The 12,914-nt window shown below is 63.7% G+C and carries 12 protein-coding genes; 10 read left to right on the top strand and 2 right to left on the bottom strand.

The window, feature by feature from the left end; genetic code table 11:
* The first annotated feature begins 68 nt into the window (after positions 1–68).
* The 10 genes from ACVMDN_RS25245 (at position 69) to ACVMDN_RS25200 (ending at position 11,125) form a co-directional block, all read left to right on the top strand.
* Positions 69–1,379 (top strand): ABC transporter substrate-binding protein, encoded by a 1,311-nt coding sequence (locus ACVMDN_RS25245; RefSeq protein ID WP_076824302.1) that lies wholly within the window; start codon positions 69–71, stop codon positions 1,377–1,379.
* 22 nt (positions 1,380–1,401) lie between these two features.
* Entirely contained in the window at positions 1,402–2,175 is a 774-nt protein-coding gene (locus ACVMDN_RS25240; RefSeq protein WP_050385458.1) for an ABC transporter ATP-binding protein, read from the top strand.
* A gap of 4 nt (positions 2,176–2,179) precedes the next feature.
* On the top strand, positions 2,180–2,884 hold the full coding sequence (locus tag ACVMDN_RS25235; protein ID WP_057015112.1) for an ABC transporter ATP-binding protein: 705 nt from the start codon (positions 2,180–2,182) through the stop codon (positions 2,882–2,884).
* Positions 2,885–3,116: 232 nt separating this feature from the next.
* On the top strand, positions 3,117–3,998 hold the full coding sequence (locus ACVMDN_RS25230; protein WP_057015074.1) for a branched-chain amino acid ABC transporter permease: 882 nt from the start codon (positions 3,117–3,119) through the stop codon (positions 3,996–3,998).
* Positions 3,995–5,005, top strand: coding sequence for a branched-chain amino acid ABC transporter permease (locus ACVMDN_RS25225; protein ID WP_057015075.1), 1,011 nt, complete (start codon positions 3,995–3,997; stop codon positions 5,003–5,005). The genes ACVMDN_RS25230 and ACVMDN_RS25225 overlap by 4 nt, the downstream gene beginning before the upstream one ends.
* Entirely contained in the window at positions 4,971–5,912 is a 942-nt protein-coding gene (locus ACVMDN_RS25220; RefSeq protein ID WP_057015076.1) for a polyphosphate kinase 2 family protein, read from the top strand. The genes ACVMDN_RS25225 and ACVMDN_RS25220 overlap by 35 nt, the downstream gene beginning before the upstream one ends.
* Positions 5,913–6,004: 92 nt before the next feature.
* Complete coding sequence (locus tag ACVMDN_RS25215; protein WP_158074158.1) at positions 6,005–7,018, top strand: phosphatase PAP2 family protein; 1,014 nt, start codon at positions 6,005–6,007, stop codon at positions 7,016–7,018.
* A gap of 409 nt (positions 7,019–7,427) precedes the next feature.
* On the top strand, positions 7,428–8,987 hold the full coding sequence (locus tag ACVMDN_RS25210) for a 2-isopropylmalate synthase (protein ID WP_038383406.1): 1,560 nt from the start codon (positions 7,428–7,430) through the stop codon (positions 8,985–8,987).
* Between the two features lie 318 nt (positions 8,988–9,305).
* The gene (locus ACVMDN_RS25205) at positions 9,306–10,298 is read left to right on the top strand and encodes a LysR family transcriptional regulator (RefSeq protein WP_057015078.1); all 993 of its coding nucleotides are present in this window, start codon (positions 9,306–9,308) and stop codon (positions 10,296–10,298) included.
* A gap of 188 nt (positions 10,299–10,486) precedes the next feature.
* Positions 10,487–11,125 (top strand): HD domain-containing protein, encoded by a 639-nt coding sequence (locus tag ACVMDN_RS25200; protein WP_057015113.1) that lies wholly within the window; start codon positions 10,487–10,489, stop codon positions 11,123–11,125.
* Between the two features lie 115 nt (positions 11,126–11,240).
* Here ACVMDN_RS25200 and mobA read toward each other — a convergent pair whose 3' ends face one another.
* Complete coding sequence (gene mobA / locus ACVMDN_RS25195) at positions 11,241–11,873, bottom strand: molybdenum cofactor guanylyltransferase MobA (protein WP_057015079.1); 633 nt, start codon at positions 11,871–11,873, stop codon at positions 11,241–11,243.
* Positions 11,866–12,750: a formate dehydrogenase accessory sulfurtransferase FdhD gene (locus tag ACVMDN_RS25190; RefSeq protein ID WP_082653657.1), complete on the bottom strand. Its 885-nt coding sequence runs from the start codon at positions 12,748–12,750 to the stop codon at positions 11,866–11,868. The genes mobA and ACVMDN_RS25190 overlap by 8 nt, the downstream gene beginning before the upstream one ends.
* Positions 12,751–12,914 lie beyond the last annotated feature (164 nt).

Raw genomic sequence — 12,914 nt, 5'->3', positions numbered from 1 at the left:
GCCGCTCCCCCTGTGATAGGGCGGCACGACAACAAAAAATGCAGTGCACAATCTCTGGGGAGGGATTCATGCCGGTCAGGAGGGCTGCCCGCTGGCTTGCGGGTCTATCTGTCGCGCTTGCGGCGCTTGGTGTGGCCAATGCAGCGCATGCGCAGGACAAGAAGATCAAGATCGGCGTGATCTTCGATTTGACCGGCCCGCTGGCCGGCGGCGGCTCCGAGCTGCAATACACCGGCGTCAAGATCATGCTCGACCATTACGCCAAGACCGGCGTCGAGGGTTACAAGGTCGAGGCCGTCTATGCCGACGCGCAGAGCAAGCCCGACATCGCGATCAACGAGGCCGTCCGGCTGCTCGAGCAGGAAAAGGTCGACATGGTGATGGGCTTCTTCTCCTCGGCGCAATGCGTGCCGGTGTCGGCGCGGGTCGAGCAGATGAAGAAGTTCATGTGGATCACGACCTGCATTTCCTCCGGCGTGTTCGACGGCAAGAATTACAAATACGTGTTCCGTCCGCAGGCCGCCGGCAACCAGTACGGCATGATGACGACCGACTTCATCGCGCAATACTCCATGTCCAAGTTCGGCAAGGAGCCGAAGGACCTCCGCGTCGCCATCATCCATGAGGACGGCGCCTATGGCGTCGACGTCTCCAAGGGCAATGAGGCCGGCGCCAAGAAGGCCGGCTTCAACATCGTGCTCAAGGAGGGTTATTCGGCGACCGCGCCCGATCTGTCGGCGCTGGTGACCAAGCTGAAGCGCGCCAAGCCCGACGTGATCTTCCACACCGGCTACAATCCGGACATTACCCTGCTGTTCCGCCAGGCCCGCGAGCAGGGATTGAAGTTCGGCGCCATCGTCGGCCATGGCGCGGGCTACGGCGTCTACGAAAAGCTGAAGGAAGGGCTCGGCACCGACGCCAACTATCTCTTCAACACCGACCCGATCTCGATCTGGCTTGCCAACCAGAAGAACATGGATCCCAAGCTGCCGCCGGTCATCAAGATGGTCGGCGAGGAGTTTGACCGGCTGAAGCCCGGCGTGCCGATCCGATCCGCCCATGTCGGCATCGGCGCGGCCAACGCCTATGTCTTCCTCGACGACGTATTGCCGCGCGCGATCAAGAAGTATGGCGGCGTCGATCCGGATGCGCTGCGCAAGGCCGCGCTCGACACCGACATACCCGAGGGCGGCACCATGCTCGGCTACGGCGTGAAGTTCTACGGCGAGGGAGAGCAGTATGCCGGGCAGAACGCGCGCTCGTTCCCGGTGGTGCTGCAATATATCGACGACAAATCCTATGTGGTGTGGCCGAAGAGCCAGATGCAGCGCGAGACCGAGCTGCCGCTGCCGGCCGGCACCACCTACAGCTACAAATAGCTCGCTCGCGAAGGGAACTGCCGTGCTCGCCGTCGAAGGCCTGGTCAAGCGGTTTGGCGGCTTTCGTGCCGTCAACAACGTGTCGTTCCGCGTCGAGCAGGGCGAGATCCTCGGCCTGATCGGCCCGAACGGCTCCGGCAAGAGCACGATCTTCAACATGCTGTCGGGCACCTTGCCGCCGACCTCCGGCTCGATCCTGTTCGACGGCCACGAGATCGCGGGGCTCGCCCCGCACCGGATCATCAACCGTGGCATCGGCCGAACCTTCCAGATCCCGCGGCCGTTCCATCGCCTCAGCATCTTCGAGAACGTCGTGCTCGCCGGCTTCTACGGCCAGGGCCGCCACAGCCGCGGCAAGGCCGAGGAGGCGGCCGAGCGGGCGCTCGCGATGGTCGGGCTGCCGACCGATCGTCACGCCAGCGTCGAGGGCCTGGGCGCCGCCGGGTTGAAGAAGCTCGAGCTCGCCAAGGCGCTCGCCACCGGCCCGAAGCTGTTGCTCGCGGATGAGAGCCTTGGCGGCCTTGACGAGGCCGAGATGGACCAGGCCGCCGACATGCTGCGCCGGATCCGCGACGAGCTCGGCATCACCATCATCTGGGTCGAGCACATCATGGGCGTATTGATGCGCGTGGTCGATCGCGTGATGGTGCTCGATCACGGCGAGAAGATCGCCGAGGGCCTGCCGGCCGATGTCGCCGGCGACGCAAGAGTGATCGAGGTCTATCTCGGCACCGATGCGGATGCGAGCCTCGCAGCGGCGGCCGCAGCCCAGGCGCGGCGCCGGATCGGGGCGTGAGCGCATGCTGGAATTGAGATCGATCGACGCGGGCTATGGCAGCTTCCAGGCGCTGTTCGACGTCAGCCTCGACGTCAAGGCGGGCGAGGCGGTCGGCGTGATCGGCCCGAACGGCGCCGGCAAGACCACCCTGATGCGGGTGATCTCAGGGTTGATCCGCCCGATCAGGGGCACGATCGCGATGGAAGGCGTGAACGTCATCGCGACACCTCCGCATCGCATCGTCAGCCTCGGGATCGCGCATGTGCCGGAAAATCGCCGGTTGTTTCCCCGGCTCACCGTCGCCGACAACCTGAAGATGGGCGCCTACATGCCCGGTGCCCGCGCGCATTACGCCGAGCGGCTGGAGTTCGTGTTCGAGCTGTTTCCGCGCATGAAGGAGCGCCAGCACCAGATGGCCGGCACGATGTCGGGCGGCGAGCAGCAGATGTGCGCGATCGGCCGTGCGCTGATGTCGAACCCGAAACTGCTGCTGCTCGACGAGCCGTCGGCCGGCCTCGCGCCGGTCGTGGTGCAGCAGGTGTTCGAGCTCGTCAAGCGCATCCGCTCAAGCGGGCTGACGGTCCTGATCGTCGAGCAGAACGTGCAGCAGGTGCTGCGCGTGGTCGACCGCGCCTATCTGCTGGAAGCCGGCAGCATCCGCGCCGCCGGGTCAGCGGCGGAGCTCGCGGCGAGCGACACCATCAAGCAGGCATATCTCGGGGTGTGAGGGGGTAATGATCGTGAATCGAGCAAGCGCACTCACATATTTCCCCGCCATCCCCGGACGAACGCGTTTGCGTTCGCTCGGGAGGTGCGCGCTCTTGCGCGCCTCGAAGGATGAATCGGCCACAGACGGGCCGTGCATCCTTCGAGGCTCGCTCCGCTCGCACCTCAGGATGACGGTTGCGCTAGTTCGAGTTCGGCCAGATGACGACGCCTCGGTCTAAGGCAGAGCCACCATGCAATCCTTCCTCGACATCTTCGACATCTACCTGCTGGAGGCCGTCATCAACGGCATCCTGCTCGGCGGCGTGCTGGCGCTGCTTGCGCTCGGGCTCAACCTGATCTTCGGCGTCATCGACGTCACCTGGATCTGCTACGCCGAACTCGTCATGATCGGCATGTACGGCATGTACTATCTCGTGCAGTACTACGGCCTGCCATACTGGGCCGCCGCGCCGCTGGTGATCCTGCTGGTGGCGCTACTCGGCGCCGCGCTGCATTTCTTCGTGATCGCCCCGCTCCTGACCGCGCCGCCGATCAACCAGCTGCTCGCCACCGGCGGCGTGCTGTTCATCCTGCAGAGCTTTGCCACCGTCGCCTTCGGCATCGACTTCCGCAATCTCGGCATCCGCCTGCCGGTGCTCGCGCTCGGCGAGATGAATTTCAGCTACGCGCGATTGCTGTCGTTCGCTGCCGCGCTGCTCGGCATGATCGGCGTCTATCTGTTCCTGACCCGCACCTTCACCGGCACCGCGATCCGTGCCATCGCGCAGGACCGCCAGATCATGCCGCTGATGGGCGTCGACCCCAAGCGCATCTATCTCGTCACTTCGGCGATCGGCGGCGGGCTTGCCGGCCTCGCCGCCTGCCTCCTGGTGCTGCAATATGACGTGCATCCGTTCGTCGGCCTGTCGTTCGGGCCGATCACCTTCCTGATCTGCGTGCTCGGCGGGCTCGGCAATTTCATCGGCGGCTTCATCGCGGCCTTCGTGTTCGCCGAGATCATCTCGCTCGGCGGCCTGTTCTCCGATCTCGAATGGGGTTACGTGCTGGCCTTTGCCTTCTTCATCGTCATGATGTTCATCCGGCCCGCGGGCCTCCTGGCGAGGCGCTCGTGAACAGGCAAGCCGCCGGCTGGATCATCGCGCTGATCGCGCTCGTCGCGGTGCCCTTTGTGCATCGCGATCCCTATCATCTGCACGTGCTGGTGCTGATCCTGATCTGGTCGTTCGCCTACACCTCGTGGTCGATCATGGGGCGCTTCGGCCTGGTCTCGCTCGGCCATGGCGGCTTCATGGGCATCGGCGCCTATGTCACCGCGCTGCTGTGGAACCATCTCGGCGTGTCCCCCTGGATCGGCATTCCCGTCAGCATGGCGACCGCCGGCGTGCTCGCGCTCGTCGTCGCCTATCCCTGCTTCCGCTTCCGCATCACCGGGCATTATTTCGTACTGGTGACGCTGGCGCTGTCGGGCATCGTGCTGCAGGTCATCACCGCGACCCGCGACTATACCGGCGGCTCGCTCGGCTACACCCCGCAGCGCGCCCCGAGCGGCAAGGGGCTGCTCGCGCTGCAATTCGACGACAAGACCACCTGGTATCTGATCGCGCTCGCGGTCTGGATCACAGGCCTCGTGATCTGGCGCGCGATCGATCGCAGCATGATCCGCCATGCCATGGAGGCGATCTCGGAAGACGAGGATGCCGCCGCCGCCGCGGGCGTCAACGTCACCGCCGAGAAGCTCAAGATCACCCTGATCAGCGCGCTGATGACCGCGCTGTCGGGCGCGCTCTACTGCCAGTACCAGATGTTCATCTCGCCCGACACGGTGAGCGGCATCGCGGTCTCCCTGCAGATGGTGTTCGCGGCGATCGTGGGCGGCGTCTATGTCGCGCTGGGACCGACGGTCGGCGCCGTCATCACCATCGTGCTGGCCGAGGTGTTGCGCATCTCTTTCGGCACCAAGGCGGTCGGCTGGGACAATCTGGTCTATGGCGTACTGCTGGTGTTGTTCATCATCTTCCTGCCCAAGGGCATTCTTGGTAGCGTGATCGACCGGATCAAATCGCCGCGCAAGCCGTCGAGAAGCCATGAGCAACAAACCGTCCCCATCGCTCGCCGATGAACTGAAGCCCTTCGTCGCGCCGTTCCGCTTCGACGGGTCGGGCGAATTTCACCTCAAATCGTATCCGACCGCCGAGAAGGGCGGCATCGACAAGGACGCCGGCGGCAAGATCATCGAGGCCAACCGCAAGCGGCTCAACGACTTCCAGGAGAAGCTCTACGCCCAGGACCGCTGGTCGCTGCTGCTGATCTTCCAGGGCATGGATGCCGCCGGCAAGGATTCCGCGATCAAGAGCGTGTTCGAGGGCGTCAATCCGCAGGGCTGCGAGGTTTCCTCCTTCAAGCAGCCTTCGACCAGGGAGCTCGACCACGACTTCATGTGGCGCGCCATGATCGCGCTGCCGGAGCGCGGCCGCATCGGCATCTTCAACCGCTCCTATTACGAGGAGTGCCTGGTGGTGCGGGTGCATCCGGAAGTGCTCGACAAGCAGAAGATCCCGAAGAAGCTGGTGACCAAGAACATCTGGCGCGAACGCTTCGAGGACATTGCGTCGATCGAGCGCTATCTGTCGCGCAACGGCACCGTGATCCTGAAATTCTTCCTCAACGTCTCCAAGGAGGAGCAGCGCCAGCGTTTCCTCGACCGGCTCGAGGAGCCGGCCAAGAACTGGAAGTTCTCGATGGCCGACGTCGCCGAGCGCAAGCTGTGGGCCAAATATCAGGCCGCTTATCAGGACATGATCCATCACACCGCAACCAAAGAGGCGCCCTGGCACATCGTGCCGGCCGACCACAAATGGTTCGCCCGCGTCGTGATCGGCTCGACCATCGTCAACGCCCTCGACGGGCTCGACCTGAAATTCCCCGAAGTCGACAAGGCCGACTTGAGCGAATTCAAGCGCGTCCGCGCGGCGCTGGAGGCGGAAGGCAAGGGCGGGGCGGGCGAGAAGACGTCTGCAAAGAAGTAGGCGCCGCGTCCCATGTTTGTCGCATGCGGATATTCCCAGCGCGTACCGGCCGCTCGCAAGGCAATCTTAATGAATTGACGCAACATGGGGGTATGGCAACCACAGATTTAGCGACAGGCAGTCACAACCCGAACGATGACGCACTGACGGGCGTGCTATGGGCGCCTGTCCTGCTGTTCCTGGCTGGTTGCTTTGCTGCCTTCCATTGGTCCGGATTCCGGCACGTCGATGTCAATTGGGCCGGCTATGGCGGGATGGCAGCGATCTTGCTCAGCGCCTACCTCGTGACAAAGGGACTGCGAATCCAATTCGTCCAATTGTTCATAAACTGCTGGTCGCAGAATCTGGTGGTTGCGATCGCCGCGACGATGTTGACCTATGCCGCCGCGACAGTCGGCCGTCCCCTGATCGACGACCAATTGCTGCGTGCTGATCAGCTGATCGGATATGATTGGAGAGCTTATGCGGGGTTCTTCGCGGGCTCGGACACGATGGTCCGCTTCGTGAGCGAATTCTATAACTCGATTTTTTATCTGCCCAATGTTGTGATCCTGGCGCTGGCCATCAAGAAGGATGTCAAGACGCTTGAGAAATTCATCCTGGCGGCGATCATATCACTGCTGCTGACGATTGGGATTTTTGCCCTGGTTCCGGCCACCACCGCGTGGACCCATCTGCATCTCAGCGATACCGAGATATCCTCGTTCCGGAATTTGCCGCTGTCGTCCGACGGCTGGATCGATGAGCTGATCCGGATTCGCGAAGGAAGCCTCAGAAGCCTGCGCAATTTCCAGGGCAAGGGACTGATCGCGTTTCCTAGCTTCCATTGCGCGGCAGCCCTGATCCTGATCTGGGCAAGCTGGAACATCCGCTGGCTGCGCATCCCGATGACGCTCGTCAATCTGGGCATGATCCTGGCAACGCCGATCGTCGGCGGTCACTACGTCGCGGACCTGATCGGCGGTCTGGTGATCACGATCGTGTCCGTGATCCTCGCTGGTTGGCTTCACACCTGGATGCTGCGGCACGTGGCTGTGGTCCGGCGAGGAGCATGGGCGATGATACCCGCGGTGCAACGAGCTGAGCCCCGGGCGGAAGTCAGGTGAGGGCGATCGCGCCCCAGCCATGCGATGACGATAGGTCAATCCACCTGACCATCTTTACCCATTGCGGCAGCTTGCCATAATCGTCTAGAACGACGGCGCACAGCGCGTCCCGGCAACCAACCGTCAATGGTTTTGCCCGAGGATTTTGGCGCTCAACAGGGTCTGGCAATGCTGATTCGCGGCCAAATTGATGGGATTTCAGGGGAGGTGGCCCAGGCTACCGCCGCGATCCCTGCCGCAGCGCCCACCCTGCTTATTGGCGGCCTTCTTCTTACCTGCCCCTGAGGGCCGGCTGGGCGTTTGCGCCTGGGCACTCAGGGGTTTGTACGAGATCACCGAACCCTGATATCGCCCAAGTAATTGCTCAAGGAGCAACATGACGGGCGCAAAGCTTAAAGGAATTTCTGACATGGCCACCGCGAACAAGTCCGAGAAGGACCGCGTCATCATTTTCGACACCACCTTGCGCGACGGCGAGCAGTGCCCCGGCGCCACCATGACCTTCGAGGAGAAGCTCGAGGTCGCCGAACTCCTGGACGACATGGGCGTCGATGTCATCGAGGCCGGCTTCCCGATCACCTCGGAAGGCGATTTCCAGGCGGTCAGCGAGATCGCCCGCCGCTCCAAGAACTCGGTCATCGCGGGCCTGTCCCGTGCCCATCCGGCCGACATCGACCGCTGCGCCGAAGCCGTGAAGTTCGCCCGCCGCGGCCGCGTCCACACCGTGATCGCGACCTCGCCGCTGCATATGCGGGTGAAGTTGAACAAGACCCCCGAGGAGGTCATCGAGACCTCGGTCGCGATGGTCGCCCGCGCCCGCAACCAGATCGACGACGTCGAATGGTCGGCCGAGGACGGCACCCGCAGCGAGATGGACTATCTGTGCCGGATCGTCGAAGCGGTGATCAAGGCCGGCGCCACCACGGTGAACATCCCCGACACCGTCGGCTACACGGTGCCGGAGGAATACACCCACTTCATGCGCACGCTGATCGAGCGCGTGCCGAATTCCGACAAGGCGATCTTCTCGGTGCATTGCCACAACGACCTCGGCATGGCGGTCGCGAACTCGCTGGCCGGCGTCGTCGGCGGCGCGCGGCAGGTCGAGTGCACCGTCAACGGTATCGGCGAGCGCGCCGGCAATGCCGCGCTGGAAGAGATCGTGATGGCGATCAATGTGCGGAACGACAAGTTTCCGTTCTGGAACAAGATCGACACCACGCAGCTCACCCGCGCCTCGAAGGTGGTGTCCGCGGCCACCTCGTTCCCGGTGCAGTACAACAAGGCAATCGTTGGCCGTAACGCGTTCGCGCATGAGAGCGGCATCCATCAGGACGGCGTGCTGAAGGACGCCTCGACCTACGAGATCATGCGGCCCGAGATGGTCGGCCTGAAGCAGTCCTCGCTGGTGCTCGGCAAGCATTCCGGCCGCCACGCCTTCATCCACAAGCTGGAGGAGATGGGCTACAAGCTCGGCGCCAACCAGCTGGAGGATGCCTTTACGCGGATGAAGGCGCTGGCCGACCGCAAGAAGGACATCTACGACGAGGACATCGAGGCGCTGGTCGACCAGGAGATGGCGGCCGCGCACGACCGCATCAAGCTGACCTCGCTGACCGTGATCGCCGGCACCCATGGCCCGCAGCGCGCGACCATGAAGCTCGACGTCGACGGCCAGATCAAGATCGAGGAGGCCGAGGGCAACGGCCCGGTCGACGCCGTCTTCAACTGCATCAAGCGCCTAGTGCCGCACGAGGCCAAGCTGGAGCTCTATCAGGTGCACGCGGTGACCGAAGGCACCGACGCGCAGGCCGAAGTCTCGGTGCGTCTGGCCCATGAAGGTCGCTCGATGACGGCCCGCGCCGCCGATCCGGACACGCTGGTCGCCTCCGCAAAGGCCTATCTCGGCGCGCTGAACAAGATCGTGATGAAGCGCCAGCGCGACGTCCCGGCCAAGGCTGCGGGCTGACGAGCGCGGTCGACCGACAGGTTGAAACGCGGCGCCCTGGCGCCGCGTTTTTCGTTTGGGCGTGCAGATCTAGAGCGAGAGTCCTCCGTCATTGCGAGCGTAGCGAAGCAATCCATCTCTCCGATTCCTGATACATGGATTGCTTCGTCGCTTCGCGCCTCGCAATGACGGCGGTAGTTGGCCAGATTGGAATAAAATTAGACCATTTCGGTTACCGTTGGAATCATTTACCAATATTCCGCTCCATCCCGCATTGCTTTGGAATCTTCCGCGCCATCTCCAGCGCTACGCTGCGTTCTTTCCCGGGGAACGCCGTCCATGCCGATCTCCTCCATCGTGACAGACCTTCCGCGCGCCGCCACGCCGGCGGAGACCGCGCTGACGCGCCGGGTCGACCTGACAACGCTTCGCCTGTTCGTCGCGGTCTGCGACGAACAGAACCTCACCCGCGCCGCGCAGCGCGAGGGGATCGCGGCGTCGGCGGTGTCGAAGCGGATGAACGATTTCGAGCTGGCGTTCGGCGTTACGCTGTTCAAGCGGCTCGCCAAGGGCATGGCGCTGACGCCGGCGGGCGAGGCGCTGCTGCACCACGCCCGGGTGACGCTGCTCAATGTCGAGAAGATCGCGGTCGAGCTGTCGGAATATTCGCAAGGCGTGCGCGGCCATGTCCGCATGCTCGCCAATCTCTCGGCGATCGTGCAATACCTGCCCGAGGATCTCTCCGCCTTCTTCGCCGCGCATGAATTGCTCCGCGTCGATCTGCAGGAGCGGCCGAGCGGGCAGGTGGTGCGCGGCATCGAGGAGGGCGCGGCCGAGATCGGCATCTGCTCGGCCGAGGCCGACAGCCGCGCGCTCGAGGCCTTCCATTATCGCTACGACAATCTGGTGGTGGTGATGCGCGCCGACCATCGGCTGGCCGGCCGCGAGACATTGCTGTTCACCGAGACGCTCGATTTCGACCATATCGGCTTGCACACCGCGAGCTCGATCTATCTGCGCTCGCAATATGCGGCGACGCAAGCCGGCAAGGCGATGCGGCTGCGCATCAATGTGCCCGGCTTCGATGCGGTCTGCCGCATGGTGCAGGCCAATATGGGGCTCGGGCTGATCCCCGGCCGCGCCTTCGAGGTGGTCGGCGCCGGCATGGGCCTTCGCGCGATCCCGCTGCGCGACGATTGGGGACGGCGCGAGCTGAAGATCGTGGTCCGCGACACCGCGCATCTGTCGGCAACCAGCCGTCTGATGCTGGACTATCTGCGGGCGGCGGAGGCGGGGAGCGTGGCGCGGATAGGCGTGGCGCAGGTGCGCTGAGCCGGATATTGCACCAGCCTCACGATCTCCCTGCAGAATCTTCATGCAGCCGGGGCCTTCCGGTTGCCGCTTCGCGGGTTAGGTAGTGGTACGATTCACTGCAGCGGAGTGCCGGCGCGCATGAATCGTGACGCCATTGGCCGTCCAGTGCATGCATCCGGGACGCTACACAGGGCAGGAGTGCGATGATGGCGGACACGATTTCCGGCATTCGAATCCCGGACAGCAAGATCGCGCGGGAGGCCGCCGAGTTGGTGCGGCAATATGAGACCGAGATGTTGTTCAATCACTCGGTCCGAGTGTTTGTGTTCGGCGCGCTCAAGGGTGCCAGGCAAGGTCTGAAGTTCGACGCTGAACTGCTTTATGTTGCCGCGCTGTTTCATGATCTCGGCCTTGTCGAACATTTTCATACCGAGACCAAACGGTTTGAGGTCGACGGCGCCGATGCGGCGCGCAAATTTCTCAGGAGCCACGGCATCGCCGAGCCCAAAGCGGACCTGGTGTGGGAGGCGATCGCCTTGCACACCACGCCCGGCATTCCGCAATACATGCGGCCTGAAATCGCGCTCACCAATGCAGGCGTATTGGTCGATGCCGTCGGCGTCGGATACGATGACTATACCGCCGAGCAGCGCGACGGCGTCCTTGCCGCGTTTCCCCGCGGCGATTTCAAGAACGAGTTCATCGAGGTTCAGACCTGCTCGGCCCTGAAGAAGCCGCAGACCACGTTCGGCACCGTCAATTTCGACTTCGTCGCGGAGCGCGATCCCACATTTCACAGGCCGAACGCCTGCACCCGGATCCGCAACACGCCGTGGCCGAGCTGAGTGGGGCGGCGGACGTTAGAGCGTTTTCGAGCGAAGTGGACGCCGGTTCGCGTGAAGAAAACGCGTCAAAACAAGAATCTAGAGCTTCGGTTCTGATTCAATCAGAACCGATGCTCTATCCGCCGTCGAGCGCGGCGAGGCGGTCGGCTTCCGCGATGTCCTCGACGGTGTTGGCATTGAAGAACGGATCCAGCGGCTCGGTCGGCCACTCGACCGTTGCGAGCGGATAGCGCGCGGTCCAGCGGTCGATCTTGCGCACGTCCTCGACGACAAGCGCCTTGCGCAACTCGTTCCGCAAGCGGACGCTCCAGAGACCGATGACGGGATGCGTCTGCCCGCCGGATGAAGCGACCGCGAGCTCGGCATTCACGGCCGCGCGCGCTTGCTCCAGGCGCGTGACGAGGTCGCACGGCAGAAACGGACAGTCGCCCGCGGCGCTCAGCACCCATTGCGCATCCGGCCGGTTGGCGGCGGTCCAGTCGAGCGCGGCCAGGATGCCGGCGAGCGGACCGGGATAGTCGGCGACATCGTCGGCGACGACCGGAAGGCCGAACGCGGCGAAGCGCGCCGGGTCGCCATTGGCGTTGATGATCAGCCCACTGCATTGCGGAGCGAGACGGTCGATCACCCGTTGCAGAATGGTGCGGCCCGCGATCTTGCGCATCGGCTTGTCGCCGCCGCCCATCCGGCGCGCGAGGCCGCCGGCGAGCAGCACGCCCGGGATGCTAGTCCCCGGAATGTCAGTCATTGTCGGTCTCGCCCTTGCGCTTGTGACGCATCGATTCCTCTTCGACATAGTCGAGGTTCTGGTCGTAGACGATCCGCTCCTCACCGGACAGCGCGATGAAGCGCTTGCCGCGGGCGCGACCGACCAGCGTCAATCCGACCTGCCGCGCCAGATCGACGCCCCACGCCGTGAATCCGGAGCGCGAGACCAGGATCGGGATCCCCATCCGCACCGTCTTGATCACCATCTCCGAGGTCAGCCGGCCGGTGGTGTAGAGAATCTTGTCGGCCGGATCGACATTGTGCCGGTAGATCCAGCCCGCGATCTTGTCGACGGCATTATGCCGGCCGACATCCTCGGTGTAGCACACCGGCGTCGCCTCCTTGCACAGCACGCAGCCGTGAATAGCGCCGGCTTCCAGATAGAGCGAGGGCATCGTGTTGATGGTGTGCGTCATCCGGTAGAGCCAGGAGGTTCGCAGTTCGGCCTTCGGCAGCGCGACCTTCTCGACGGCTTCGAGCAGGTCGCCGAACGCCGTGCCCTGGGCGCAGCCCGAGGTCTGGGTGCGCTTCTTCAGCTTGGCCTCGAAATTGGTGTGGTGCGCGGTACGCACCACGACGACCTCGAGATCGTCGTCATATTCGACCTCGGTGACGACGTCGTCGTATTTGAGCATGTTCTGGTTCAGCAGGTAGCCGAGCGCGAGGTATTCGGGGTAGTCGTTGATCGTCATCATCGTGACGATCTCCTGCGCGTTGAGGTACAGCGTCAGCGGCCGCTCGACCGGCACCTTGATCTCGGTCCGCGCGCCGGTCTGATCGACGCCGACCACGCGCTCCGTCAGGCGCGGATCGTCCGGATCAGGAACAATGATGGGAGCGGTGGTTTTCTCGGGCACTGCTTGACGTCCAGATGGGTTCACATGGCAACGCAGCTAGGGATATAAGCACGTTCGGAGACTGACTGGCGACTCTCCGCCGCGTCGGCGGAACTGCCATCGATCGGTCCGGCTTTAAGGATAACGCCGCAGTTCGCGATCCGGGTCGAACAAATCTTGTCGAT

The sequence above is a fragment of the Bradyrhizobium sp. USDA 4510 genome, from assembly GCF_054059095.1.
The sequence above is the reverse complement of the archived record's forward strand: the minus strand, read 5'-3'. Positions and strand labels throughout refer to the sequence as shown.